Origin of the sequence: Arsukibacterium sp. UBA5043, from assembly GCA_002415085.1 — a bacterium.
Lineage (GTDB): Bacteria > Pseudomonadota > Gammaproteobacteria > Enterobacterales > Alteromonadaceae > Alishewanella.
Window position 1 is genome coordinate 125,552 of the sequence record DIBV01000016.1, and the last position, 25,214, is coordinate 150,765.

General features: G+C 49.2%; 19 protein-coding genes. 9 read left to right on the forward strand and 10 right to left on the reverse strand.

Going from position 1 to position 25,214, the window contains the following annotated elements; all coding sequences use genetic code 11:
• Positions 1-24 precede the first annotated feature (24 nt).
• The 5 genes from B2Q61_RS13700 to B2Q61_RS13720 form a co-directional block, all read right to left on the reverse strand.
• Complete coding sequence (locus tag B2Q61_RS13700; protein WP_290618236.1) at positions 25-3,156, reverse strand: lantibiotic dehydratase; 3,132 nt, start codon at positions 3,154-3,156, stop codon at positions 25-27.
• Positions 3,157-3,180: 24 nt separating this feature from the next.
• On the reverse strand, positions 3,181-4,374 hold the full coding sequence (locus B2Q61_RS13705) for a lanthionine synthetase C family protein (RefSeq protein ID WP_290618234.1): 1,194 nt from the start codon (positions 4,372-4,374) through the stop codon (positions 3,181-3,183).
• 190 nt (positions 4,375-4,564) lie between these two features.
• Positions 4,565-4,753 (reverse strand): hypothetical protein, encoded by a 189-nt coding sequence (locus B2Q61_RS13710; RefSeq protein WP_290618232.1) that lies wholly within the window; start codon positions 4,751-4,753, stop codon positions 4,565-4,567.
• Between the two features lie 238 nt (positions 4,754-4,991).
• Positions 4,992-5,591 (reverse strand): redoxin domain-containing protein, encoded by a 600-nt coding sequence (locus B2Q61_RS13715; protein ID WP_290618230.1) that lies wholly within the window; start codon positions 5,589-5,591, stop codon positions 4,992-4,994.
• Positions 5,592-5,639: 48 nt separating this feature from the next.
• Complete coding sequence (locus B2Q61_RS13720; RefSeq protein WP_290618228.1) at positions 5,640-7,748, reverse strand: protein-disulfide reductase DsbD family protein; 2,109 nt, start codon at positions 7,746-7,748, stop codon at positions 5,640-5,642.
• A 205-nt stretch (positions 7,749-7,953) separates the two neighbouring features.
• On the opposite strand from B2Q61_RS13720, the gene B2Q61_RS13725 reads away from it, so the two are divergent.
• From B2Q61_RS13725 to msrA, 3 genes are all read left to right on the forward strand, one after another.
• Positions 7,954-10,194, forward strand: coding sequence for a TonB-dependent receptor (locus tag B2Q61_RS13725; protein ID WP_290618226.1), 2,241 nt, complete (start codon positions 7,954-7,956; stop codon positions 10,192-10,194).
• Between the two features lie 162 nt (positions 10,195-10,356).
• Positions 10,357-11,433 carry a low-specificity L-threonine aldolase gene (gene ltaE / locus B2Q61_RS13730; protein WP_290618224.1) on the forward strand — a complete coding sequence of 359 codons (1,077 nt, stop codon included), beginning with the start codon at positions 10,357-10,359 and terminating at the stop codon, positions 11,431-11,433.
• An 89-nt stretch (positions 11,434-11,522) separates the two neighbouring features.
• Entirely contained in the window at positions 11,523-12,839 is a 1,317-nt protein-coding gene (gene msrA / locus B2Q61_RS13735; RefSeq protein WP_290618222.1) for a peptide-methionine (S)-S-oxide reductase MsrA, read from the forward strand.
• A gap of 2 nt (positions 12,840-12,841) precedes the next feature.
• Here msrA and B2Q61_RS13740 read toward each other — a convergent pair whose 3' ends face one another.
• Together B2Q61_RS13740 and ppc are read right to left on the reverse strand one after the other, a co-directional pair.
• The gene (locus B2Q61_RS13740; RefSeq protein WP_290618220.1) at positions 12,842-14,197 is read right to left on the reverse strand and encodes a mechanosensitive ion channel family protein; all 1,356 of its coding nucleotides are present in this window, start codon (positions 14,195-14,197) and stop codon (positions 12,842-12,844) included.
• Between the two features lie 83 nt (positions 14,198-14,280).
• Positions 14,281-16,911, reverse strand: coding sequence for a phosphoenolpyruvate carboxylase (ppc, locus tag B2Q61_RS13745; protein ID WP_290618218.1), 2,631 nt, complete (start codon positions 16,909-16,911; stop codon positions 14,281-14,283).
• A 203-nt stretch (positions 16,912-17,114) separates the two neighbouring features.
• Between ppc and B2Q61_RS13750 the strand changes: the two genes are divergently transcribed.
• Both B2Q61_RS13750 and B2Q61_RS13755 read left to right on the forward strand, forming a co-directional pair.
• On the forward strand, positions 17,115-17,846 hold the full coding sequence (locus B2Q61_RS13750) for a hypothetical protein (RefSeq protein ID WP_290618216.1): 732 nt from the start codon (positions 17,115-17,117) through the stop codon (positions 17,844-17,846).
• Between the two features lie 51 nt (positions 17,847-17,897).
• On the forward strand, positions 17,898-18,797 hold the full coding sequence (locus B2Q61_RS13755) for a surface lipoprotein assembly modifier (RefSeq protein ID WP_290618214.1): 900 nt from the start codon (positions 17,898-17,900) through the stop codon (positions 18,795-18,797).
• Here B2Q61_RS13755 and B2Q61_RS13760 read toward each other — a convergent pair.
• Positions 18,777-20,135 (reverse strand): S8 family serine peptidase, encoded by a 1,359-nt coding sequence (locus B2Q61_RS13760; protein ID WP_290618211.1) that lies wholly within the window; start codon positions 20,133-20,135, stop codon positions 18,777-18,779. The two genes, B2Q61_RS13755 and B2Q61_RS13760, sit on opposite strands and share 21 nt — an antisense overlap.
• A gap of 127 nt (positions 20,136-20,262) precedes the next feature.
• Between B2Q61_RS13760 and B2Q61_RS13765 the strand changes: the two genes are divergently transcribed.
• The 3 genes from B2Q61_RS13765 to B2Q61_RS13775 are packed head-to-tail and all read left to right on the forward strand — an operon-like array spanning position 20,263 to position 21,962.
• A complete protein-coding gene (locus B2Q61_RS13765) occupies positions 20,263-20,748 on the forward strand; it encodes an RNA polymerase sigma factor (protein ID WP_290618209.1) in 486 nt (161 codons plus the stop codon).
• Positions 20,745-21,464, forward strand: a complete 720-nt coding sequence (locus tag B2Q61_RS13770; protein WP_290618207.1) for a hypothetical protein — start codon at positions 20,745-20,747, stop codon at positions 21,462-21,464. Before B2Q61_RS13765 ends, B2Q61_RS13770 begins: the two co-directional genes overlap by 4 nt.
• 15 nt (positions 21,465-21,479) lie before the next feature.
• A complete protein-coding gene (locus B2Q61_RS13775; RefSeq protein WP_290618205.1) occupies positions 21,480-21,962 on the forward strand; it encodes a CC0125/CC1285 family lipoprotein in 483 nt (160 codons plus the stop codon).
• A gap of 11 nt (positions 21,963-21,973) precedes the next feature.
• Here the strand turns inward: B2Q61_RS13775 and B2Q61_RS13780 are convergent, their stop codons facing one another.
• Positions 21,974-23,401, reverse strand: a complete 1,428-nt coding sequence (locus tag B2Q61_RS13780; RefSeq protein WP_290618203.1) for a diguanylate cyclase — start codon at positions 23,399-23,401, stop codon at positions 21,974-21,976.
• A 181-nt stretch (positions 23,402-23,582) separates the two neighbouring features.
• Between B2Q61_RS13780 and B2Q61_RS13785 the strand changes: the two genes are divergently transcribed.
• Complete coding sequence (locus B2Q61_RS13785; RefSeq protein WP_290618201.1) at positions 23,583-24,299, forward strand: VC0807 family protein; 717 nt, start codon at positions 23,583-23,585, stop codon at positions 24,297-24,299.
• On the opposite strand, the gene B2Q61_RS13790 is transcribed toward B2Q61_RS13785, so the two are convergent.
• The gene (locus B2Q61_RS13790; RefSeq protein ID WP_290618199.1) at positions 24,286-25,122 is read right to left on the reverse strand and encodes an ion transporter; all 837 of its coding nucleotides are present in this window, start codon (positions 25,120-25,122) and stop codon (positions 24,286-24,288) included. The two genes, B2Q61_RS13785 and B2Q61_RS13790, sit on opposite strands and share 14 nt — an antisense overlap.
• Positions 25,123-25,214 lie beyond the last annotated feature (92 nt).

Consider the following 25,214-nt stretch of genomic DNA (forward strand, 5'->3'; position numbering starts at 1 on the left):
ATTCAGGCGTATTACTGCCATGCGCTAATGCAACTCTTGGCGGGACTGACAAGATAGATAGTATCGACGAAGAAAATCGTACACCACGAACTCCTGCTCCCGACCATAAGCTTTAAAAATACGATTATTAAACATATGCAGTAAAGAATGCAGCAAAATGTCCAACGTACAGCTAAGTTGATTGCTATTTTCTAGCGCTAAAAGCTGCAACACTGCTGGCTGCAATTGCTGCAAAAATTGTTGCCGGACTTTCAACATTTGTGGTCTCGGCTGTTCAGCAGAACCATATTCCATCGCCTGAAAGTCCTGGCGCAGCTGCTGCTGACAATCACGAAATTTCAAACCCAATTGACTACGCAATTTGGCGTGTTCCTGAAACTCCTGCCCAAAGCTTTCCCGTAAACCGCTTATCAATTTTAGCTTTTGGGACAAGTCATACCCAAAGGCATCCAGCATTGTATCAATTCCCAGCAGGGCCATGCGCCATCGCACTGATTCTCCATGTTCAGAAATTAATTGCAGACTACTGAGAACAAACTCACTGTCAGCTTGAAATATTTGTTCACAGTACAGCATCGCAATGTCACCACCATAACGCTCGACTTCTCGCTGGTAAGTGAATACTTCAATTTTACTGATCCGCTGGCAACTCAGCCATGACGCTAACTGCTTTTGTAAAAGGGGAAGTAATTGACCGCACAGCGCCGCAGGCTCACCAAATAATCTCAACCTCAAGTGCCAATCTGGATCGGCATAACGAATGAAAAACCAGCTTTTAACAAGCCCCTGCTGACAATACTGGCGCAGGAACGGTGTTAAACTTTCAATAAGCACTAGCTCAGCGGTACTGTTTGCGGCATAGATTTTCAGGCTTAGCCATTCAGAACCGGGTGCAAAGTAGCGCTGCACAGTCATATCAAGCTGTTTTGCCGGATTCGGATGTAACGTTTCGAATGGAGCAGCCTGAGGATTCAACATGGGAACAAGAATTTCATGGGCAAAATTCCCTTCGTCGTTCACTACTGCACTTTCATATTGCATCGCCAACGACTCTTTTAGCTTAATCCGCGGTTGCCCTGCTGTTTCGCATAATAACAGGTCGATCATAGCCGGATTATGTAAATCGACTATCAAGACATTATCGCTAATCGCATAGCAAACATAACGGCAAAGCTGGTATCGTTGCGCAATAGCATCCCATGCTTCTCGCTGCCATTGATTATTTACCACTAACGCTTCCAGCATACTGCGATCTATTTGCCATTGCGCTTCGTGTAAAATCACATTATCCAGTTGTATCCGCGGCTGATAATCCATCTGCGAAAAGTTTGCAGGGCTGCTAAAGTGCGGCAATCGTCCTTGCTGATGTTGTAGAACGCATAGAAAACGGTATACGCCGAGACTTCGACCTGAATAGTTATGGGCAGACGTTAATCGAGGAACAATTTGCTTATTTAAACGCTTTGACCATAACTTAACCTGGCCTGCTTCGACAAATACATAAAGGTCCTGCACAGGGATTTGTCTTTCATCAGGTGAAACCGTATCCGCCAGAAAAACAATTTCATAATTTCGCAAAGGCGGCCTGGCTATAACATTACCAGGGCGGCCATCGGGCATATGCACAACTTCAGCAAAAATCACCGTTGGCGATAGCGCCTCTTCAGCGGCCAAGTATTGACGGACCTGCTGCAGGAGCTCACTATTTAGGTGGCAAAAGCGCCCCAGTAAATTTGCACCGGAGGGACCGGAGCAACCATGAAAGTGGATTAAGGGCTGCCTGTTGTCATCTAAATAATAACTTATATTAAGTGCATATGATGACGGAAGCTTCTGCCAAAGAGCTACTCTATCGGTATCTTTTAGAATCTCGTTACTGCTCAGCTGAATACAATTCACTCTTCCCTGGTGCTGCATGGCATTTACCACAAGTTGCTCTAATGGGTTTTGAGGCTGGCCCGGGGACTCATGATGGCGGTTGGCAATATTTATTCCGGCAAGTAATGGCGTTTCATAGCCGGTTTCTGCCGAAAACGGAATGCCACTCTCTTCATCAAGCAACGGTAACAATGGTACGAATTGTCCTTCGAATCGCTGCTGGAAACTAGTAACAAATGCCTTAAAAGGACTATCTCTTTTCCCTGACTGGGCTTTTAAAGCAAGTACAGTGTTTTCCAATATAGTCAGGAGGCTGCGATCGAGTTGGCAGTGCTTCATCGCACGCCAACTATCTGTTTGAAAAAGCTTATTTTCCGAAACAGGATATGGCAATTGCTTTAATTGAGTTACTACGGTTTGATAATCGTTTGGCTCTGCAGCACCTTTTTGGTCAAGGACTTCCAGCTGGTCTAATACCGCCTGCAATAACTCTCCATCCCGCTTGTTTTCTACTTGCAATAACTGCCGTACAAATGCCTGATCTGGCTGCCCACTGGTGAGTGGCAATTTCAACTCAGCAACCAAAACTTGCTCTTTAATCAGCTGCTGGATGTAGTTTTCGATGTCTGCTTTGCTCGCCTCTGGATATTCCTGACCGAATAACTGTGCCAGTTTAGATTCCGATTGCCCCTCTCCAGATAGGCGAAGCATAGATTCTAAAGCTTCATCCAGCTCAACCGAGCTAAGACGATAGTGACGCTGTGAAGATTGGTAAGATTCAATATAGTGTAAATATGAACCCAACCGATATAAGGTAGTGTTGGGTTTATAACATAACTGCCGTCTACCTTCCTCGCTTTGCGCCCATTGCTGTTGAATCGTACTCAGATAAAACATATCCAGCCGGGTTTTGCGGCTATCTTGTTGCAAATCTTCAGGCTTGAAATTACTTGAGTCAGACAAACTGCCGACGGCGACTCCGGAAAACAAGCCAAAAGGTGTCGGCCTGCTGCACATCCGAATCAGATATTTCAATAATGCAGTCGTTACCTTGCGACCTGATTTGCTTTCAGGCTTATCGCGCCAGATTTCAAGCCGTTCAGCTAAGGAAGGGCTAGCTAAATAAATAGCCTCTAAAATACCAGGAGTGGCAAGCCAGCCCGACAAGTAATCGTTCAAAGATAGCGCTGAACCAGGAAGATCTTTGATTTTATTCAAGCTCAGCCGTGGTACCCGAACTACAATAAAATCAGCCAAACATTCAGTTTTACTGCCCATTTTATACCTTTCTTATTATTATTTTCAGGCTAGCAGTAGCGCGTCAGCCCAATCCGGTGCAATACCTTGTCTGGCGAGTAAACAAAGCCCAATTCCCGAATAACCTTCTAACAAACCTCTGTCCTCAACCAGCTGGCCAGCTTTATTAGCATAAAAGCCCTTCTTGTTATCTTTTTTTATCCGGGCTAAGGTATTTTCTAACCAGTAATCTGACGCAACTTTAAACTCAGGCTTAGGGATGATGTCGTTAAGCAACTGAAATATTAACATTAACCCAGAACTGCCATGGCAAATCCCAGCGTCATGGACCATAGCACTATCTTCTCTGCGCTGCGCCGCATGAACACCTAAGTTGCAAGCAAAATCTATTAAATCCTGGCGTCCCAAGGCTTTTCCGGCTCTTGCCAAGGTAAGTGCGATAGTGAGGTCACCGTAGCACCATCCTAAACGACTTGGCTGATTCTCTTCAGCACAATTAGAAAAAAGGCTGCCTGTCTTTCCAGCGGGTAGCTGTTGTTGAATCAACCAGTTACACCCGTCTGACACCAACTTCTTAGCCTTCTGACCAGAATCAGGATGAGCAACTGCAGGTAATAACGCGCATATTATTGCGGGTACACCATGCGCTAGTCCCAAATTGTGTTCAGGTTTGTCGGGATTCGCTTTATCAAAGCGATAAATTGACGTAGCGGGTGTTGACCAAGTACAGGTATCGGCGCTTTTGTATATTGCGCATTCTGAGAGTCGATTGATAATAATCCGGTAAAGCTCCACCCCACGTTCGTGCCGGAGGCGCCGCTCTGCGAAAACAGCAATTCCGCTTAGCCCTAAAACAAATTCAATCTCACCGTGCCACACTGGGGTCTGTTTTAATACCGATGTGATGTATTCCTCTATCTCTTGATTAATCTCAGGATCATAACCTTCATTTTGTTCAGTAAGCAGCAACTCCATTAACCAGCCATAACCTGCTAAACCATAACCAAAATTAATATTATTTCCCATTAAAGGGATGCTATCTATCAATTGATCGAGTTGCAGTTGGAATTGGGATGTTTCAAGCTGATATAGCGATGATTTCGCCGCATACCAATGAAACAGAAGATGTCCTGGCGTGCCCGTAAGCAATGATAAATTTTTTGTTATAGAAGCATCAGTAGATTGCGTAGCATCAATTAGCCTTTGAATAACACTCTGAATTTCAGATTCATACTTCAAAATAATTCTCAGAACTTACGTCTTGTTAATCACGGCGTTACCTAACGCGAATCAAATAATGTTAAATTATATGTACATTATTCGCTATAACTTACTTTTAAAACCCGCTTTGTAACCGTCCAGGTTATAGTCACTGAGCAAAAGCTGACATGCCTACATTGTGAACGTAAGCATGTCAGATACTAATTACTTAGTATTGCTTACAAGTGTAAACAGTGGTGCAGTCATTGAAAGACATCAGCGTCAAAGTACCACCACCAGCTACCTGAGGAGTCAATTCGTTAGGAAGCACCTTGTTGTCAGGCGTCATATCCTGAGGCAATACTTTGTTATCATTAGATAAATTTGCAAGCTCAACTTTTTTGAAATTTAATTTCATAACATGTTCCTTCTTATAATTAGTTCTAAAATATTTATGTTGCAAATCGCTAAGCAACAAGAACTAATAATACACAAATTTAAATCACTGGCAACAAATTAGTATTTTGATAAAACAAGATAAACATCCGACGCCAAAACATCACCGCAATTCAACATAACTGATTAAATTACAAGCTTCGCACACCATTGCTCAGTATGGCGACATTAAACGCAGCACATCAATGCCACACACTTGACTAATATTTAACACTACAGCCATAAGGACGGGTAACGGCCGGGTCCGGTGTATTGCCGGCCAGTACGGCTTTGGCGGCGTTGGCAAAGTACGGCGTAGCTTTGGCAATATCATCCACTTTAGCGGATGGGATACTGTCGATGCCGCCCATATACTGCAGTACACCGTTTTTATCGATAACATACATATGTGGCGTGGTCTTCGCGTCATACGCTTTGCCCATAACGCCCGTCTCATCGAACAGAATTGCGGTGGGCGCCGCCTTGCGATTGCTGGTTAGCTCTGCTGCTTTGGCGCTGTCTACATGGCCCTGCTTGCCCGGTGCTGACGAGATCACACTAAGCCAGACTACGTCTTTGGCCTGCATATCTTTTTGCAGCTGCTGCATATTGCCGCTGTAATGTTTGACCACAAACGGACAGTCGTGATTAGTCCATTCCAATACCACGTTTTTACCGGCAAAATCTTGCAGGCTATGGCTTTGGCCATTTGCATCTTTCACCGTAAAATCCGGCGCTGGCTGGCCAACTTGTGGCGCCGCAGCAAGTGTAGCGGCAAAAAGCATGGCACCAGCGGAAACAACGAGTTTTGCTAATTTCATAGATATCACTCCTGTTGTGTGATTGATTACAACTTAATTGTTGGCAGCTTATTGCTGACTTATCGACTCAAATGTTTGCCTGAGAGTATCAGGTGTTAAAATTTGCGGCAGCACTTGTGGCGGCTGCCCTGGCCAGTACAACACGTATAGCGGCACACCATCACGCTGATACTGCTGCAAATAAGCAGTAATATCGCTGTCGCGGCGGGTCCAGTCACCCTTTAAGTAACTGACATTATATTGGCTGAGCGCTGCTTTGCTGCGCTCGGTATTCAATGCTACCCGCTCGTTTACCAGGCAGGTAATACACCAGTCGGCGGTCATGTTCACCAGTACCGGTTTACCCTGCTGGCGCAGTGCACTGAGTTTATCAGCAGACCAGCTTTGCCAGTGTTGCGCCTTATTATCGGCGTGCGAACTAATATTTGCTTCAGGGTGCAGCTTAGCCCCCTGCCACAGAATAACGAGCGCCAGTAATAACAAGCCCAGTGCCGTCAGCTTGTTGAACCCGCCAGCACCCAGTTGCACCCTGCCCCATAGCCATATCGCTGCAGCCAACGACACCATACCAATCATTAATATTGCCATAGCATCGATACCGGCCTGGCGGCCAAATACCCATAGCAACCACACTGCACTTAAATAAAGGGGCCAGGCCAACAGCTGCTTTAGCGTATCCATCCAGGCGCCGGGTTTGGGTAACAGCCGTGCCAGCGCCGGAATATATGCCAGCAATAAAAATGGTAATGCCATGCCAAGACCCAGCGCGGCAAATACCAGTAAAGCGACGAGCGGACTTTGGGTTACTGCATAACCGAGCGCGGTGCCCATAAACGGCGCCGTACAGGGGCTGGCGACCACCACTGCCAGTACTCCGGTAAAAAATGAGCCTTTGCCGCCACTTTTTGCAGTGAGAGCACCACCGGTATTCATTAAGCCCAGGCCAAACTGCACCAGGCCGGATAAGCTTAAGCCCAGCGCCAGTAATAAATAGACCAGCAGAGCAACCAGTAACGGGCTTTGCAGCTGAAACCCCCAACCAATCACGTTGCCGGCCGCACGAAGTGCGATCAGCAAACCGGCTAATGCCAGAAAGCTTAGTACCACCCCTGCCGCATAAAATAAGGCGTCACGGCGCTGAAGTTGCCGTTGCTGGCTGTTAGCAGCGATACTTAGCGCTTTGAGCGACAATACCGGAAACACACAAGGCATTAAATTCAGGATCAGGCCACCACCGGCGGCCATCAGTAAAATTAGCCAGAAGCTGTTTGGGCTGAGCGTGCCACCCGTCACCAGAATCTCGGTAGTACCGCTGGCCAGCAGATCCTGTTGCCGCTGCTGAAAATAAACGGTGTAACCCTGGCCAGTCGCATCGACCAGTACAACTTCGGCCTGCTCTGGTGCACTGCTAAAGTAGGTATTTAACGCCTGTTGCAATAATAGGCGGTCGTGTTGCGGTATCAGCTGCTGCGGTGCAGCATGGTCAACTAACTCGCCAGCGGCCACAAAAAACGCCACTGGCGGTTGAGGCAGTTGATCATTTAACACGGCTGAGAACGCGCCACCACTTATACTGTAGTCGCCGGTAAAGCCGGTATCAATGGGCAGGGCCGCACGGGCCTTGTTAAATAGTGGCTGCTGGCTGGTTGCCAATTCGGTCTGGTCGGCAACGGCTATTGTCAGTTCAAAGCTGGCATCAGCCGGAATGCAAATTTCCTCACATACCAACCAGTCAACATCAGCCATGATGGTGAGCGTGTCGTGAGTATAATCAGGCGGTAGAGTGATATTGCTCAGTAACAACGTCTGGCCGGCGTAACCATAATTAACCAGCGGCGGTATGAGAAAAGCTTCAGGCGTTGGCCACTGAATATCAGCAGTCTGGACCCCGGCAGGCACCTGCCAGTTAATAATGGAAGGCAACCCCGAGTCGCCGGGGTTTTGCCAGTAGGTATGCCAGCCAGGGTCGGGCTCAAAATGCAGCAGCACAGCAATAGTCTGGCCTGGTGCAACCGTGCGGTACTCGCTTACCAGCTCAGCTTTAATGTGCTTAGCTTGCTGCCAGCCGCTGCTGCTGGCATGCAATGAAAAACTTGCCAGTATGCTGCTCAACGCCAAAGCGGCGCTCAGTAGCAACCCGCTACGTAATCGGATCATTGTGTTACCTCTTTATCGGCCGTACGTTATTAAGCCACTAAAGTTCAAAAAAAGTGCACTGAATGCGGTTTTATTACGCCAAAAACAGCAAAATTTACGACAAAATGCTATATTGGTGCTGCTTTATTCTGTGGCCAGTCGTGATCACTCCGGCTAGTCTGAACCCACCCCAGTGATGATATGAAGGTTAAACTTAATGAAAGGCATGAAAAAGTCTGCTCTGAATCTGGCAATTTGCGCTGGTTTGTTTGGCGCTGCAAGTTTTGCTGCGATGGCACAAACTGAGGAAAATAACAGCGAGCAAAAAGATAATAAGCTGGAAACCATAACCATTACGGCGCAGAAACGCAGCCAGAGTATCCAGGAAGTGCCTATTTCGGTAGCGACCATCAGCCAGGATCGTTTTAACGCCATTTTTTCCGGCGGCGATGATATTACCGCGCTGGCGGTAAAAGTTCCTGGTTTGTATGCTGAAACATCCAATGGCCGTGCTGCACCGCGCTTTTATATTCGTGGTTTAGGGAATACCGATTTTGATTTAGCGGCTTCCCAGCCAGTGTCTATTGTTATGGACGAAGTGGTAATGGAGAACGTGATATTAAAAAGCTTTCCATTATTTGACATGCAGGCAGTGGAAGTTATCCGCGGCCCGCAGGGCACCTTGTTTGGCCGTAACACCACTGCCGGTATTATTAAGTTTGATACGGTTAAGCCACGCCAGGAATTTGATGGTTACTTTAAGACCAGTGTGGGCAGCCTGGGCATGATGAATGCGGAAGGTGCCATCGGCGGCGGCTTGACCGATGAGTTATCTGCGCGGCTTTCGTTAATGTCTAACCACCGTGACGACTGGGTCAGCAATAGCTTCTACGGTAATAACGATGTCATGGGCGGCTACGATGAAAAAGCCGGCCGGGTACAGTTTTTATATGAAGGTGCTGGTTTTGATGCCCTGCTAAACCTGCATGCCCGCAATTATGACGGCACTTCCACCTTATTCCGGGCCAATATTTTAAGCCCGGGCAGTAACGAGCTCAATGACAACTATGATCGTGATTCGGTAGCGTACAACGAAGGGCGTAATAACCCGCAAAGCTATGATGGCTGGGGCGGTTCATTAAAAATGGACTTTGAGCTTAAGGATATGACCCTAACCAGTATTTCAGCGGTGGAGAAAGCCGATGGCGGTGGTATTGGCGATATTGACGGCGGCAACCCGACCGGCCCTGACTTTATTTTGTTTCAGGCGGTAACCGAAGACCAGTTAAAAGATTTAAAGCAATTCACGCAGGAAGTTCGCTTAGCCAGTGACACCCGTGATGCATTAAGTTGGCAGGTAGGTGGTTTCTATTTCGATTCATCATTTGGCGTAAACAGTATTGATGGTTACTTTGGTGCCACGGAAGTGTTCCATGGCAATACCAGCTGGGCTGTATTTGGCCAGAGCTCTTATAAAGTAGATGACAAACTGGATATCACTGCCGGTATCCGCTACACCGACGATGAAAAAACCTTTTACGTTGGCGAGCAAAACGTTAATGGTTTTGCACTGGTAACCGGTGATGCAAGAGTTCAGCAGTATGATCCGATTAAAGTGTCTGACGATCAGATCAGCTGGGAGCTAAGTGCTAACTATCGATTAACTGACAAAACCAGTTTATTTGCCCGCGCAGCTGATGGCTTCCGTGCCCAGTCTATTCAGGGTCGTGATGTCGCGTTTGAAGCGCCACCATCAGTAGCTGAATCAGAAACCATTATGTCTTATGAAGTCGGTGCTAAGTCAGACTTACTGGATAACACCCTGCGCTTAAACGGCGCCTTGTTTTACTACACCATAGACGACATTCAGCTGTCAGCAATTGGTGGTGAAACGCAGGGTAACCAGCTGATCAACGCTAACAAAGGCGTAGGCTACGGCTTTGAAATCGACTTTGACTGGCGTGCTACGCCGTACTTCACCCTTGGCGGTGGTTTCAGTTATAACCATACTGAACTACAAGATGACTCTTTAACAGTAGCCTACTGTGGCGCACTAAATCAGAGCTTCCAACCATACTGTACGCCTCTGGACCCAAGCGCCGGTGACAATCTGGTATTTATTGATGGTAACCCGTTCCCACAGGCACCGGAAACCATTCTGACCTTAAATGGCCGTTACGACTTCCCAATCGAAAGTGGTGAAATTTATATTTACGCCGATTATCAGTTACAGGGCGAAACTAACCTGTTTCTGTATGAATCAGCCGAGTTTAACTCGGACAATAACTTCGAAGCGGGCATAAGGGTGGCGTATATCAACTATGCACACAATTATGAAGTGGGCTTTTTTGGTCGCAATATTACCGATGAAGATAACCTCAAAGGTGCGATCGACTTCAACAACCTGACTGGTTTTGTTAATGAACCGCGGGTATTGGGCGTTGATTTCAGAATCAGCTTCTACTAAATAGTACTCGCTTGATAAAAACCGCCCGGCGTTAACCGGGCGGTTTTTTTATTTCCTGTTTTAAGTGCTATCCGACGTTTCGAACTTGCTTTTCTCTGTATTGCCGTTTTAGCCTGAAGGTATCAGCGCAACTTTACAGAACTGACAACCCAGAGAACCTCAATGGCCGATTTTCGCAGTGATACCGTAACCCAACCCAGCGCGGCAATGCGCCACGCCATGCATGATGCTGCGCTGGGCGATGATGTGTTTAACGACGACCCAACCACCCTTGAGCTGCAACGCTATGCTGCTGAGCTGCTGGGCTTTGACGCCGCGCTGTTTGCGCCCAGTGGCACCCAGACTAACTTAATCGCCATGATGAGCCACTGCCAGCGTGGTGATGAGGCCATTGTTGGTCAGCAATGGCACACCTACAAATGGGAAGCGGGCGGTATGGCGGTACTGGGCTCCATTCAGCCACAGCCCCTGGAGTTACAAAGCGATGGCACGCTGGCGCTTGACGATATCGCCGCAGCTATCAAACCTGACGACCCTCATTTTGCCCGCACCCGCTTAATTGTGATTGAGAATACCGTCGGTGGTAAGGTATTACCGCTAGGTTATATGCGCGATGTCGCAGCACTAGCCAAAGAAAAAGGCCTGAAATGTCATATTGACGGGGCCCGGCTGATGAATGCGGCGGTGGCGCTGGCACCCGATCACCAGCTAAGCCCCTGGCAAATGGCCCGCCAATTATGTCAGGGTTATGACTCGGTATCTTTATGTTTATCTAAAGGCCTGGGCTGCCCGGTCGGTTCGCTACTGCTGGGCTCAACAGATTTTATTCAACAGGCAAAACGGGTCAGAAAAATGCTCGGCGGCGGCATGCGCCAGACCGGTGTGCTAACCGCTGCCGGCCTTTATGCGCTTAAACACAATATTGACAGGCTGGCCGACGACCATGGCAATGCTCAGCTTTTGGCTGACGGCTTAAGCCAGCTGGCCCGCCAATTGCCTACGCTGAGCTCGCTGACAGTGATCGCACCGCAAACCAATATCGTATTTACCGATGTGGATCCCGTGCTGGCTGATGGCTTGCTACCTTATCTGGCTGATATGGGTATTAAGGTTACCGCCAGTCGTTATCATGCTGCCCGGGGGACGCTGATGCGGCTGCGCTGGGTATGTCATCTGGATATCAGCCGCCGCCAGATAGAGCAGACCTTAACGTTAGTTCGCCAATTTTCGATGAAATAAGCTTAGCACTTGAAAGCCTGCAGCGAGCTATCCGGTCTGCTTTAGTAACCGAACAAGTTCAGTAGCCAAAGCAACTGCAGGAAAATTTGATGAAATATCTGAGTTTTATTGTCGCATTATTACTATCCTTGCTGGTATTTTCAGCATTAAATGCCCCGGCGCGGGAATTACCCGCTGCCAGCCCGATTAAGCCAGAGCAACTGGCGTCGGACATGCCGCTTACTGCTCAGCTGGACACTATAGTACTGGGTTCAGGCTGCTTTTGGGGTGCTGAGATGCGCTACGAAAAGCTGGCTGGTGTCGTTGATGCCGTATCCGGTTATGCAGATGGTAAAGGAGTGGAGCCGAATTATCGGGCTATTACAAAGCATAGTAATAAAATGAACCCCAACAACCATGCTGAAGTGGTACAGGTAACGTTTAATCCGCAACAAATCAGCCTTGAAACCTTGCTGCAACATTACTTTGAAAGTCATGACCCGACCCAGCTTAACCGCCAGGGTAATGATGTCGGCACCCAGTACCGCTCCATTATTCTGACCAACAGCGCCGAGCAATACGCTCGGGCTGAGGCAGTGATGCAGCAGTATCAGCCGTTATTAACCGCCGCCGGCTATGGCCAGATTGTGACGCAGTTAAAACCGCTGTCAGAATTTTTTCCAGCCGAGGCGTATCATCAGGATTATATTGCCAAAAACCCGAATGGTTACTGCCCGGATCACTCCACCGGGGTGCGCTTTAACCGCGATACGCCAGCACAGACTGCAGCAGTGGATAACAGCGCAATGCTAAACGGCAAGCACATTTTGGTGATCGATTCTGAAAGCTACTGTCCATATTGCGAAAAGTTTAAAGCAGAGGTTGCCAGCACCTACATGGGTGACATTCCGATGCATTTCCGGTTTGCCAGCCAGCTTAAGGACTTGTCAATTACATCACCAACCTGGGCTACACCTACTATTATATTGCTCCAAGATGGCCAAGAGGTTTATAGCCGACAGGGCTTCTTGTCTGCGGATGAGTTTTATTTGCTGTTAGGTAAATTTAAACTGGGTGACAGTGAGGCATTCGATGTGGCTTTTGATGAGGGAACTGATCAGCGGTTTTGCAAAGAATATGAAATATTTAACAACACCCCCGATGGCGTTTTCATCGATAAACTCAGTGGTGCACCACTATTTGACACCCGCGATCGCTTTAACTCAAATAGTGGCTGGTTATCCTTTACCAGACCGGTTAAGGATGCCGTGGTCGAAAAACCGGATAACCGTTATGGCATACGCCGCACAGAGATCCGCGCTAAAGTTTCCGGCATTCATTTAGGCCACGTGTTTAATGACGGCCCCAATGGTCGTCCCCGCTATTGCATCAACGCCACTGTGCTGGAGTTTAAACCACGGACATAAGATCAGGCCCCGTTGCCAGCGGGGCTGTTGTTAGTGGCTGGCAGTAAGTTCTGCTCTGATGACTGGCTTAGCTCTTCATTCAGCTGCTGCTCAATAGTGGTGTCGGCGCTAACGTCTACCGCCGCGGCAACCGAGTCGGCTACCACCGGGCTTTTCGCCATTTTTGCGGGTTCATTATTATTCTGCTCAGTGCTTTTTGCTGTCATATCAGCCATATGGATCCGGTAGATAGGCTCTGGCATTTCAATACCGGCTTGATCAAAGGCGGTTTTCACCAGGCGAATTGCTTCGCTGCGGGCTTTTAAAAAATCGGTCTGCCGTTGGTCAATCCAGGCCAGCACCCGCACGGTTACTGCGCTGTCACCCAGCTCCAGCACCAGAACCCGGGGCCGGGGTTCAGCCAGAATGCCGGGCATATCGGCTAACGTGCTTATTGCCAACGCTCTTACCCTGACCAGATCAAGCTCTACCGATACACCAACATTAAATTCAAAGCGGCGCAGTGGATTGCGGGTGAAATTGGTCATCGGTGAGGTAATTATCTGACTGTTAGGAATGCGTAAATGATTGCCGTCTAAGGTCATTAGCACCGTATCGCGCGAGGTTAGCCGCATCACTTTGCCGGTCATGTCGTCAACCTGAATAAAATCACCAATGGCAAAAGGGTTGCGGGTGCTGAGCAGTACCCCGGCCAGATAGTTTTCGACAATATTGCGAAAAGCAAACCCCAGCGCGATACCAATAACACCGGCTACTCCCAGCATGGCACTAACCAGTGCGGTGGCATCAAGCAGTTCCAGCGCAATTAAAATACCAATACTGGTAACAATCAACCGCACAAAACGCATACCGAGGTTGGTGGCCAATTCGCTAAGGCCGACCCGGCGCAATAAAGCATTGCGCCTCGATAGCCAACTGCCCAGCAATGAAAACAGCACAACGGCCAGCACAGCGAGTAACAACAACGGTAACATTTGCACTGTAGTGCCGAGCATCTCCCGGAATTTTTCGGCAGCCGGCGCCAGGCGCGAGCGCACTGCCAATTGTTCCTGTAACTGATTTTGAACATGAACCACCCCTTCCAGCCTGTTGGCAATGGTGGTTATTTCATTTCTCAGCTGAGCGCTGGCGACCTCACCCTGCAGGGTGACAACTCCGGCCTGCACCGTTATTTCAATATGCTCCAAACCAGAGATTGACCCGGTTATCTGTGTTAAGCGGGTGGCAATCTCTTGATCCTGCGGCGCATTAACAACTTTTATTTCCGTGGCAGGTTGCCCGTTGTCACTCTGCTGAGCAACAACGCCGGGGCATCCCCAGATGCCAATGAATAGTATCAGTAATAACCATTGCCGCATTATCCCTCCGGCTTAAGCCTATTTTTCAGTAAGCTAACTATAGCAGCCTGTTGGCTACGGCTCACGGTTATAGCTGCAGCTGGTTATCCCGAGTTACGCATGCCTGCAGCGATACCGGCGATACTGACCATCAACGCCCGGCTGATCATCGGATTTACCCGCTCAGGCTGATGACGGACCCGGTTTAACAGTTCAGCCTGCAAAATATGCAGCGGGTCAACATAGGTATTGCGCAGCATAATCGACTCGCGGATCCAGCTCTCGTTGGCCATCAGGGTGTCGCTATGGATAAGCTTTAACAGCAATTCACGGTCGGCGGTTAACTGTGACCTGAGCTCCTGCCCTAAATGCTGTAACTCTTCCGGCACCAGTACCTTGTCATAGTAGGCAGCAATTTCAACGTCGGCTTTTAAAAATACCATTTCCAGCATCGACATCCGGGTGGCGAAAAACGGCCATTGCTGCTGCATTTCATCCAGCAGTGCTGTTTTATTCTGTTCACTGGCTTTAGCCAGCGCTGAGCCGGCACCCAGCCAGGCTGGCAGCATTAAGCGGTTTTGCGACCAGGCAAATTGCCACGGTATCGCCCGCAGGCTTTCCACGCCGCCAGTCGGGTTACGCTTGGCTGGCCGGCTGCCCAGCGGCAACTGGCCCAGCTCCTGCTCAGGTGTGGCGGCACGAAAATAAGCCACAAAGTCTTTATTGTGGCGCACCACGGCACGATAAGCTTCACATGAGTCGTCGGCCAGCTGCTGCATCATTTCGCGCCAGCTTTGCCTAGGCACCGGCGGCGGCAGCAATAAGCCTTCCAGCACAGCACTGGCATACAGCGCCAGGCTGCGCTGCGCTAGTTTTGGCAAACCAAATTTAAAGCGGATCATCTCGCCTTGTTCGGTAACCCGCAGCCCGCCGGCCAGCGAGCCCGGTGGTTGCGATAAAATAGCCGCATGGGCCGGGCCGCCGCCACGGCCAATAGTGCCGCCGCGGCCATGAAACAGGGTTAGTTGAACTTTGGCCTGCTGGCAAATGGCCACTAAGGCTTCCTGAGCGCTATACTGGGCCCAGGCGGCGGCAAAAACGCCAGCGTCTTTGGCCGAGTCAGAGTAACCAATCATTACTTCCTGTTTGCCGTTGATGTAACCGCGATACCAGTCGATACTGAGCAAGCGCTGCATGCAATCCGGTGCATTCTGCAAGTCGCTTAACGTTTCAAACAGTGGCGCTACCGGCATCGGGAAACTGCTACCGGCTTCTTTGAGCAATAATTGCACCGCCAGCACATCAGAGGGTTTTCCGGCCATCGAAATGACGTAGGTACTCAGGGCTTCGCTGCCATGGCGGGCCACGATGTCACAAGTGTCCAGTACCTCCTGAGCATCGTCAGACGGCTGCCAGTGTTTTGGAAATAATGGCCGGCGGTTGGCCAGTTCAGCCAGCAAAAAGGCCTGGCGGGCGCTTTCGTCCCAGGCGCTGTAATCGCCCAAGCCAAGATGCCGGGTTAATTCAGCAAATACCTGAGCATGGCGGCCGGCATCCTGACGGATATCCAGCTTTAACAGGGTTAAACCAAACGCATAGGCGCGGCGGATGGTATCCAGCAAGCGGCCATTGGCGATCACAGCCATACCGCAGTCGAGCAATGACTGGTAACACAACAGTAAGGGTTGCAGCAGTTGTTTATTGTGCCAGATTAAGTTGTCTGGCCGCTGCAGCCGGTCATGTTTCAGCGCCTCGGTTAGCCAGTCGCGACTGCGCAGCAGGCCACTTTGCAACTGGTTCAGCACCAGCCGATAAGGCTCACTGGCCTCACCCGCTGCTGCCCGCAGCGCATCATTAGCTTGCGACATCGACAATTCACTGCTGAGATTATCTAAATCTGCGGCAAATAAATCGGCAGCTTTCCAACGGCTTAGCAACAGCACCTGGCGGGTTACTTTGGCGGTAACAAAGGGGTTACCGTCACGATCGCCGCCCATCCAGGATGAAAACTTTACCGGCGCCGCGTCCGGTGCCAGGCCCAAACCTGTCGCGCTCAGCAGTTTCTGATCCAGCTCCCGTAAAAAGTCCGGAATGGCTTGCCATAACGAGCTTTCGATCACCGCAAAACCTGATTTGGCTTCATCAACCGGCGTCGGTCGTTGCTCCCGAATTTCATTGGTGTGCCAGGCCTGAGCAATAAGTTCGCTTAATCTCATTTCTACTTGTTGTTGCCGGGTCGCAGGTAAATCCTGTTCCAGTTCAGTTAAGCAGCCGGCAATCTCCGTCAGTTTATGAATAAGCGTGCGGCGCGACACTTCAGTGGGGTGGGCGGTCAGCACCAGCTCAATGGACAAATCCGCTACTGCTTTCTTAACCTGGTCGCCGGCAATTTTTTTGTCGTCGAGCAAATTGAATAATTCGTGAAGTGGCTCCGGTTTCTCAATGCTGGCGTGGCCAATCCGACTGATGGTGTGATGCTGTTCGGCTAAATTAGCCAGGTTTAAAAACTGGGCAAAAGCGCGGGCCACTGGCAATAATTCATCGTCGCTCAGGCTACGCAGTACCTGTTTCAGCTTATCGGCCTGCAGCTCTTCTCCCTGGCGCGCCGCCTTGGAAAGCATCCGGATTTGCTCGACCCGTTCCAGTAAGGCATCACCCAGCTGGTTACGAATCGTGTCACCCAGCTGAGTACCCAGCAAGCCAACATTAGTTTTTAGTGCAGCGTAATGGTCCATTAGGTTGTCTCCATGGTGACAGTTAGCACTACCCTAGCCTGTTCTTAATTGGTACTCAACACTGATAGATTACCAAAGCAGCAACGAGATTGGTCAGACCAAATTACCAGGACGATTTAAATCATTTTGCTAATGAGCGGGAATAAATCGTCAGGCTGGGCCGTTATCGCTATGTCAATCACGACAAAACGAGGAACATGACCATGAAAAAGATATTAACCCCTACTTTAATTGCCTTAGCGTGTTTGTCAGCCTTTGGCCACGCAGCAGATGTTGCCGTTGCCGCGCAAAGCAATAACGATGTTCAGTTAAGCGTTAGTCAGCAACCAATGGCCACCAGCCCACTGCAGGTATCCGGTTCAGCCAGCAGCAACCAGCAAGCCCAGGCACAAGCGAGCCCGGCGCCTGCGCCGGTGGCCGGTTCGGCAGAAACTGACAACAGCGGCGAAACCGATGCTGAAGTTGATACCACTGCCCAAAATGAGTCAGACGACAGCGAATCAGCAACCATGCCTGAAACCTCGTTAGCCAGCAATGTTAACAGCACTACCACCAATCTGGTTGCCAACCTTGGCAATAGTAGCACAGCTCTATTAACCGACAGCTCGGCTCTGGTCGACCAAACCGTCGCCGTGGCCGCGACTTTAACCGGCGCAACCTCTGCAGCAGTCAATGCTAATACTGAATTGGCCAGCGCTGTGAGCGGCAATGCCAACAGCGCCCTGAGCTCGGTCGCTGCCCAAGCCAGTAACCAGTTGTCCGCTGCGTTAACAACCGACACCAGCGGTGCCGTTCAGCAGCAGATTATGGCTGACGCCAGCCAAATGCTGCAACAAAGCGCAAACGCTGAAGTTGCCCAAAGCGTTACTCAGGCAGTAAATGCCCAAGTCAGCAACACGGTGCGTAACACCATTAATTTATCAACCGGACTGTAAGGCTTAATAAGCGCCGCTTGTGCGGCGCTTATTGTATGCAGGAGAGAAATTATGGCGCTTATTCAACGATGCGTACTGATCACCTTAGCGCACACGGCAATTTTTGGCAGTGGGTTAAGTCATGGTGCTGAGCCACTTAGTGTTACGGGCAAAGCCCGGCTTGGCGGTGAATATCAGTCAAATGTTAATGTCAGTGCATTGCAGCAAGCCAGTGGCCAGGCAGACAGTGCCACATTACTGGAAGCGGAACTGGCAGCAAGCTGGCAGGCAAGCGCTAACATTAAACTTGATGCCGGTTACAGTATCCAAAATAAAGCTTATCGGCAGGCGAGTGACTTTAATACCCGTTTGCAGCTGGCTTATGTCGATGCCAGTTACCAACTGGGCCAGCATAGTGTTGGCGCCAATATTTATCATGCCAACGCTCAGCTGGATAGCGCAGCGTTTCTTAAGCTTAATCAGGCGAGTTTATACACAATGGTAAGTGGCAGTGACACCTGGTTTATCCGCCCGGCACTGACCATGGCCAAAAAAGAGTTTGCCCGCAATGATGAGCGTGACGCCAGCACATTCAGTGCCAGTGCTGACAGCTTCTGGTTTTCTGAGTCTGGCCAGCATTTTTTTTCGATAGGTCTGGTATGGGAAGATGAAAGCAGCCGCGATAATGTGTTCAGCTATACCGCACCAGGGGCAAGAGCTAAACTCTCCAATCGTTTTACACTTTGGCAATATCAGCAGCAGCTACAACTTGGCGCCAGGGTAAGTCAACGCGACTATCAAACTGCTGAGCGCGCTGATACCCAGGCTGTCGTAGAGGCAAGCTGGCAAGTCAGTCTAAATCAGCATTTTGCAGTCATAGGTAAAGTTGAACATGGTGATTTCAGCTCTACCATAGACAGTGCAGATTACCGGGAAACCCGCACCGCTTTATTACTTCAGCTCGGTTTTTAATGGCGCAGCAATTAAGCCATATCCAAACTGAGGATCCTTACCTTGCCCGCCTAAATCGCGGGCTTGTGCAATTAATCGCTGGCGAATTTGTGCCAACGTTATTGTTGGTTGCTGCGCCCGTAAACAGGCTATTGCAGCACTAACCACAGGCGTAGCTATTGACGTACCACTTTGCGCAGCGACATCGCCACCTGCTCGCAGTGCGCTCACTTTTACTCCTGGTGCGGCAAAATCAATATAATCTCCCTGATTGGCCCAACGATACAGTTGCAGCTGCTGATCAACCGCTGTTACTGCCAGCACATCAGCATAGGCGGCTGGAAACAATGGCGCAGCGGCTGGGCCACCATTGCCTGCTGCCGCCACCAGTATTATCTGCTGCGCTGCTAACTGCCTTACCACTGCCGCCAGCACCGGGTTATCAGGCCCGGTCAGGCTCATATTAATCACCGTTACCTGTTCACTGGCAAGCCAGTTTAGCGCCTTAACAATATGAGAAAGCGTCGCTGATTGCTGATAAAGGTTGCTTGGATAGAATGCGCCAGCACTGTATAAGTGCAATTGAGGCAACAACGGCGAATTATTATGCTGCCCGGCCAATACCCCGGCTATCGCCGTGCCATGACCATAACTTTGTGCCATATCAGCAGGGAGGAAGTTATGCTGCGCAATGGTTAACTGACCGGACTGCTGTTGCAATGCCGGATGGCCCAGCGCAATTGCTGTATCCACCATGCCCAGTGTCACCGGTATATTGCACATCGCCGCACGATCATTTGCCGATGTTGACTGCTCGTTCGATAGGGCTAGCTGGGGTTGGTACACATGGTTTCGCCCGGCCAGGGTTGTCAGCTCGGTTTTTAGTTTATGGTCTAAGGCGGTGGCTGAATCCAGTTCTGCTGGCACCTTAATATTGACCAGCCGTAAGCCCAATGCTTCCAGATGATCTTCAGATTGCACCAGAGCCGGCACCTGCGGCCAGCGAGCAATTAATTGCTGCCACTCGCTAATGCTGACTAATAACAACCATTCCCGCTCTATTGCCCGAAACCCATGCTCTACCTCAACTTCACGCCAGCGAACTTCGCCGCTTTGATTCAATACCTCCAGGGTTTGGGGTAGTACAGTTAACGGATCAGGTAAGGCTGCTTTTTCAGCTAACTGCTGTGTTAACTTATGCTGTTGCAATACCCGTTGCTGAGCCTGCGCTGCTGCCCGCTGTACAGGATCAGTGATTTGCGGCAATATCTGTGGCAACGTTTCTGTTGGCAATATCTGGCTATGGGTTTGCAACCCAACCATCAGCATAATAGCGCTAAAAATAAAATGTCGTTGCATGATAATCCCTGTAACTTAAGCCTGTTGTTACAACATTAAACGGCTGGCATCAAAAAAAATTCCCTGGATGATGGAATAACTTTTCCTGCTGAACCGTTATCAGGGTAAACAGGAGTATAACCTAACCATGAAAGCAGAACTAAAACTACTATTGCCAGCACTACGTCGCTTTGCTTACTCGCTGACAGGCAGTATGGCCGACGCCGACGACCTGCTGCAAAACACCGTGCTGCGCTTACTGGATTCGCCGCCTGCTACCGGAATCCCCCTGCCACAATGGGCCTTTAAAATTTGCCGTAATATCTGGATAGATGATTACCGGGCCCAAAAAGTCAGGCAGCAGGCCGCAAATAAAACCGAGCTCCAGCAGGAAAACTTTACTGACGGTGAGCAGGACATGCTTAACGATATTCAATTGGCTGAGGTCAATACCGCGATGAACACGCTGCCGGATGAACAACGCGAAGTGTTGTCATTGGTCGCGGTGCAGGGTTTGAGTTATAACGAGGCAGCAAACATACTGGCTATTCCGGCAGGAACGATTATGAGCCGGTTAGCCAGAGCCCGGGTAGCCATGGTTAACGCCTTACAACAAAAAGGAACCCTGGCATGAAAATTTCTGATGAAATGCTATCTGCTTTTTTAGATGCGGCGTTACCCGAGCACGAAATGGAGCAGGTAAGACAACAGCTAATGCACGATGAGCAACTGACAGAACGCATGGCCGACTTGGCGATGGTTGACAGCCTGGTGTTGCAGCATTACCAGCAAATTGACCAGCAGCCCATGCCAGCAGGCGTGCTACAGCTACTGGATAATAATGAAAAACCCGCAAGCGCTAATGTCGTGGCGTTTCCATGGTGGCGCCGGGCACAACAGCATGTGCAGCAACACGCAGCCGCCGTAGCCTGTATCGCCTTATTTGCCGGTTATGGCCTGTCGCAACTAAGCGAGCAACGGCAAGGTACGTTGACCACACTTAATAGTGAGGTAGCACAGTTGTTAAGCAGCGCGCCTAGTGGCCACTCTTATGCTATTGCCCAACAGCAATTCATTCCACAATTAAGCTTTATCAGTCAGCAAGGTGATTTTTGCCGGCAATATACGCTGCAAGATAACAAGGTACAAAGCGAGAATATTGCCTGTCGCACTCAAGATAAATGGGTACTGCAAGCGTCGCTGAGCACTGAACGGAACCTCGCTGCTGGCAATTATCAGACGGCAACGGGCGGACATGCTCTGGATAACGTTCTGGATAGCCTAATGGCCGGCCCGGCACTAAGCCAGGCGGCAGAAAAGCAATATTTAACTGACCGTAACACTCAATAAAAGCAGAGGTATATAATGAAACAACTAATGAGCGTTTTAATGATATTTACTGCGTTATTATTATCGGCTTGCAGCAGCCAGCCCGATTACCGGGCGGCCCGCGGCAGTGGCTATGGTTATAGCGAGCAACAAATTAATGATAATTATTACCGTGTGGTATTTAAAGCCCGTGGCGACGACAGTGGTAAAGCCAAAGCATATGCACTTCGCCGCGCCGCCGAACTTACAGCGGAGCAAGGTTATGACTGGTTTGTGGTGGTGGACAAAGAAACCATGACTGAGCGGCAACGTGATAGCGATAACCGGCTGGGTGCCAGTTATCAAACCACCACAGTACAGGATTGCGGCCTGCTGGGATGTCGCAGCCGCACCGTGCAACAACCCTCTTATGAGATGGGTTTAGCTGCCAATACCCATGATCAGGTTGAGTCTGTACTGGAGATCAGGATGGGTAAAGGCATCATGCCTGCAGGAGCAAACAGCTATCCGGCCAGATAAATGCTGGGTTATTACTGCTGGTCTTGATAGACCATAACAGCATTTTTACCCTGTTGTTTTACCTGATACAACGCATTGTCGGCACATTTTAATAGGTCGTCCAGTTCTACGTCCTGCTCTGAGTCGACAATGCAAACGCCAATACTAATGGTGAATGGTTGTATCGCAATACCTTCTACGGGCGGCTTCACCTTGCTAAATTGCTCTGCCAGTTTTTGCCGAAAGCGATTGAGTGTCATAACAACATCGTCTGCTTTGTCAAACAGCATAGCTAAGCCAAATTCTTCACCTCCGAGCCGACCAATAATATCTTCTGCCCGAAAGAAATCTTTCATGCAGCTCGCCAGTAAATTTAATGAACTATCCCCTGCCGCATGACCATATTGGTCGTTAATTTTCTTAAAATCGTCAACATCAATCATTGCTACCGCCAGTTGCTGACGCTTTCGCCTGGCCAGACTAAGAATTGCAGCACTCATCTCCAAAAAGTAGCGACGGTTGGGAATGTTCGTCAGCGCGTCGTAATAAGCTAACCGTTGTAATTTGGTATTGGCATTTTTTAATTCAATTGTTCGCTGCCGGACAGCATTTTGCAGATTTTCTTTTAATTGTTTCAGGTCTCTATTACGCTTTTCAAGTTGCTCAGCATAAAACGTTTGCTCTGTTACGTCCCGTTGGATAGCGGCAAAGTGAGTTACCACCCCATCCCGGTTTTTTAGCGGAATGATGTTCATATCCAGAAAATAGGGCTTACCTGTTTTAGAATAATTTAGCAGCACCTCCCGTACTGGAAGCTTTTGGCGTAGCGCGGATTTGATGCGAACTCTGGTCGCCTGATCAGTGAATTTACCCTGCAACAACCGTGGTGTTTCACCAATCACTTCTTGCGCCGTGTATCCGGTCAGGTTTTCAAAAGCTTTATTAACGTAAACGATAGCTGGGCCAGCCGGCTCATCCAGTTCATCAGCGTCAGTAACAATAACGATGTCTTCCGCATTCTGAACTATTTGTTCAAAAGAAAATAATGTCGTGACATCTTCCATCTCAAATAACGTGACAACGATAAAAGCCATCTTTGATTCTTCAGACTTTTCAATGACGGCATTTACTTTAAACCAGTTAGTTTCATCATGATCAAAATCAATTACCCCAATCACATAGTTATAAAGTGATGACTCAGAGGCTTTTACTTTATTGACCGGAAACTCAGACACATGCAGTTGCCGGTGGTGCTCATCAAGCATATGCCAGCGCGGATCCATCGCTGTTGAACCAATAAGCTGTTCATAAGTTAAATGCAACATCGATAATGCGGTCGGATTGGCGTACACCACTGTGGTATCCCATTGGTGGACAATAACGCCGATGCCCACTGAATCGATTAAACGGGCAAAGTCGATATTACTCAGTTCAGGCTGATTTTGCTTTCCCTGCACCATGATCTCAACATCGCTGCTTAGGTTTATGTACTTAAGTATAAGGTGTAGTACAAAAATCAACTAATGTCAGTGTCATGCGTTTCTGGCACTGTTTTCATCTGCAAGACCAACCTTATGGGTCGCTGGGCAAAACACTATTCCTTGGTATACTGTTGCCAGACTAACACCTGGAACATGACTAATGCGCACACCAGCTACTACCCCACACCGCCCGGCTAAACAGAAAAAGTCTGGTTTTTTCAGCAATATGATTTTTAATATTGTGTTGCCAGCAGTAATACTCAGCCGCTTCAGCAGCGAAGAAACATTGGGTCCGGTTTGGGGGGTGGTGGTTGCACTGGCCTTCCCGCTATTGTTTGGCTTATGGGAGCTACTGCAGTCTGGCAAGGTTAATTTTTATTCAATACTCGGCATTATCAGCGTATTACTGACCGGTGGCATCAGCTTATTGCAGCTGGACCCGTCCTATATCGCCGTTAAAGAGGCCATGATCCCGGCAATTATTGGCATTATTGTGCTGATAAGCCAGTACACACCCTACCCGCTGGTGAAAAAACTGCTGATTAACCCCGATTTGCTGGATACCGACAAGCTGTATCAGGCACTGGCGGCCCGACAAAACCGCGAGCTGTTTGAGCAGCGCGTAGCCCGCGCCGGTTATATCGTGGCGTCGGCGTTTTTTGTCTCAGCCGTGCTTAATTATGTGCTGGCCAAAGCCATTGTCGTCAGCCAACCGGGCACCACGGCTTATGCCGAGGAGCTGGGCCGGATGACCTGGCTCAGCTACCCGGTTATTATGCTGCCGGTCATGGTAATGCTGATGGGTGCCATTATTTATATGTTCAGCCAGATTGGTAAATTAACCCGGCAATCACTGGAAGACTTTATTCTGCAGTAGGCTTTTTCAGCTCGCTGCGAAGCTGTTGCAACTCCTGTTGCAGCTGCTGCATTTGTTGCAATAACTGCTGTTGAGTAGCCTGCTCGGCATCATGCTCCACTTTATGCTCTTCATCGTGCATGCTTTGTACGGCATTGACGATAACGGCAATAAACAGGTTAAGCATGGTAAAGGTGGCAATAAGAATAAAGGGGACAAAAAACGCCCAGGCATAGGGAAACTCAGCAATCACCGGCCGGGCAATGCCCATTGACCAGCTTTCCAGGGTCATGATCTGAAACAGGGTATAGAGCGACGCGCCGAGACTGCCAAACCAGTCTGGAAAGGCCTCACCAAATAACTTGGTTACCATTACCGCCGCCACGTAATAAATGAGCCCCAGCACCATGGCGATAGACAACATACCGTTCAGTGACTTTATTAAGGCCCCGACAATTTTGCGCATCGACGGTACAAAAGTCAGTACCCTTAGCACCCTTAATACCCGCAGCGCCCGCAATACCGCAAAAGGCCCGCTGGCCGGTACCAGTGCAATACCCACCACGATGAAATCAAAAATGCTCCAGCCATCTTTAAAAAACGCCAGCCGGTGGACATAAATCCGCGAGCCAATTTCCAGCACAAACACCGCCAGAATAATTTTATCAAACAGCAACAGCGCCGGGCCAACGGCCTGCATAATGGCGGCTGAGGTCTCCAGCCCCAGAATTAAGGCATTAATTAAAATCAGCGTCAGTAGCGTACGTTGCACACTGGTACGCTGCAGAAAATGGCCTACTTTATGACGAAATGGACTTATTGCGGGTAAAGCATTGTTACTCATACTGCACCTCAGAAATACACTGGCGCTATTGTATGCCAGCATTGCCCGCCGTCAATCGCTGAATGCAGGTTTGAAAAGATGCAGCAGAAATA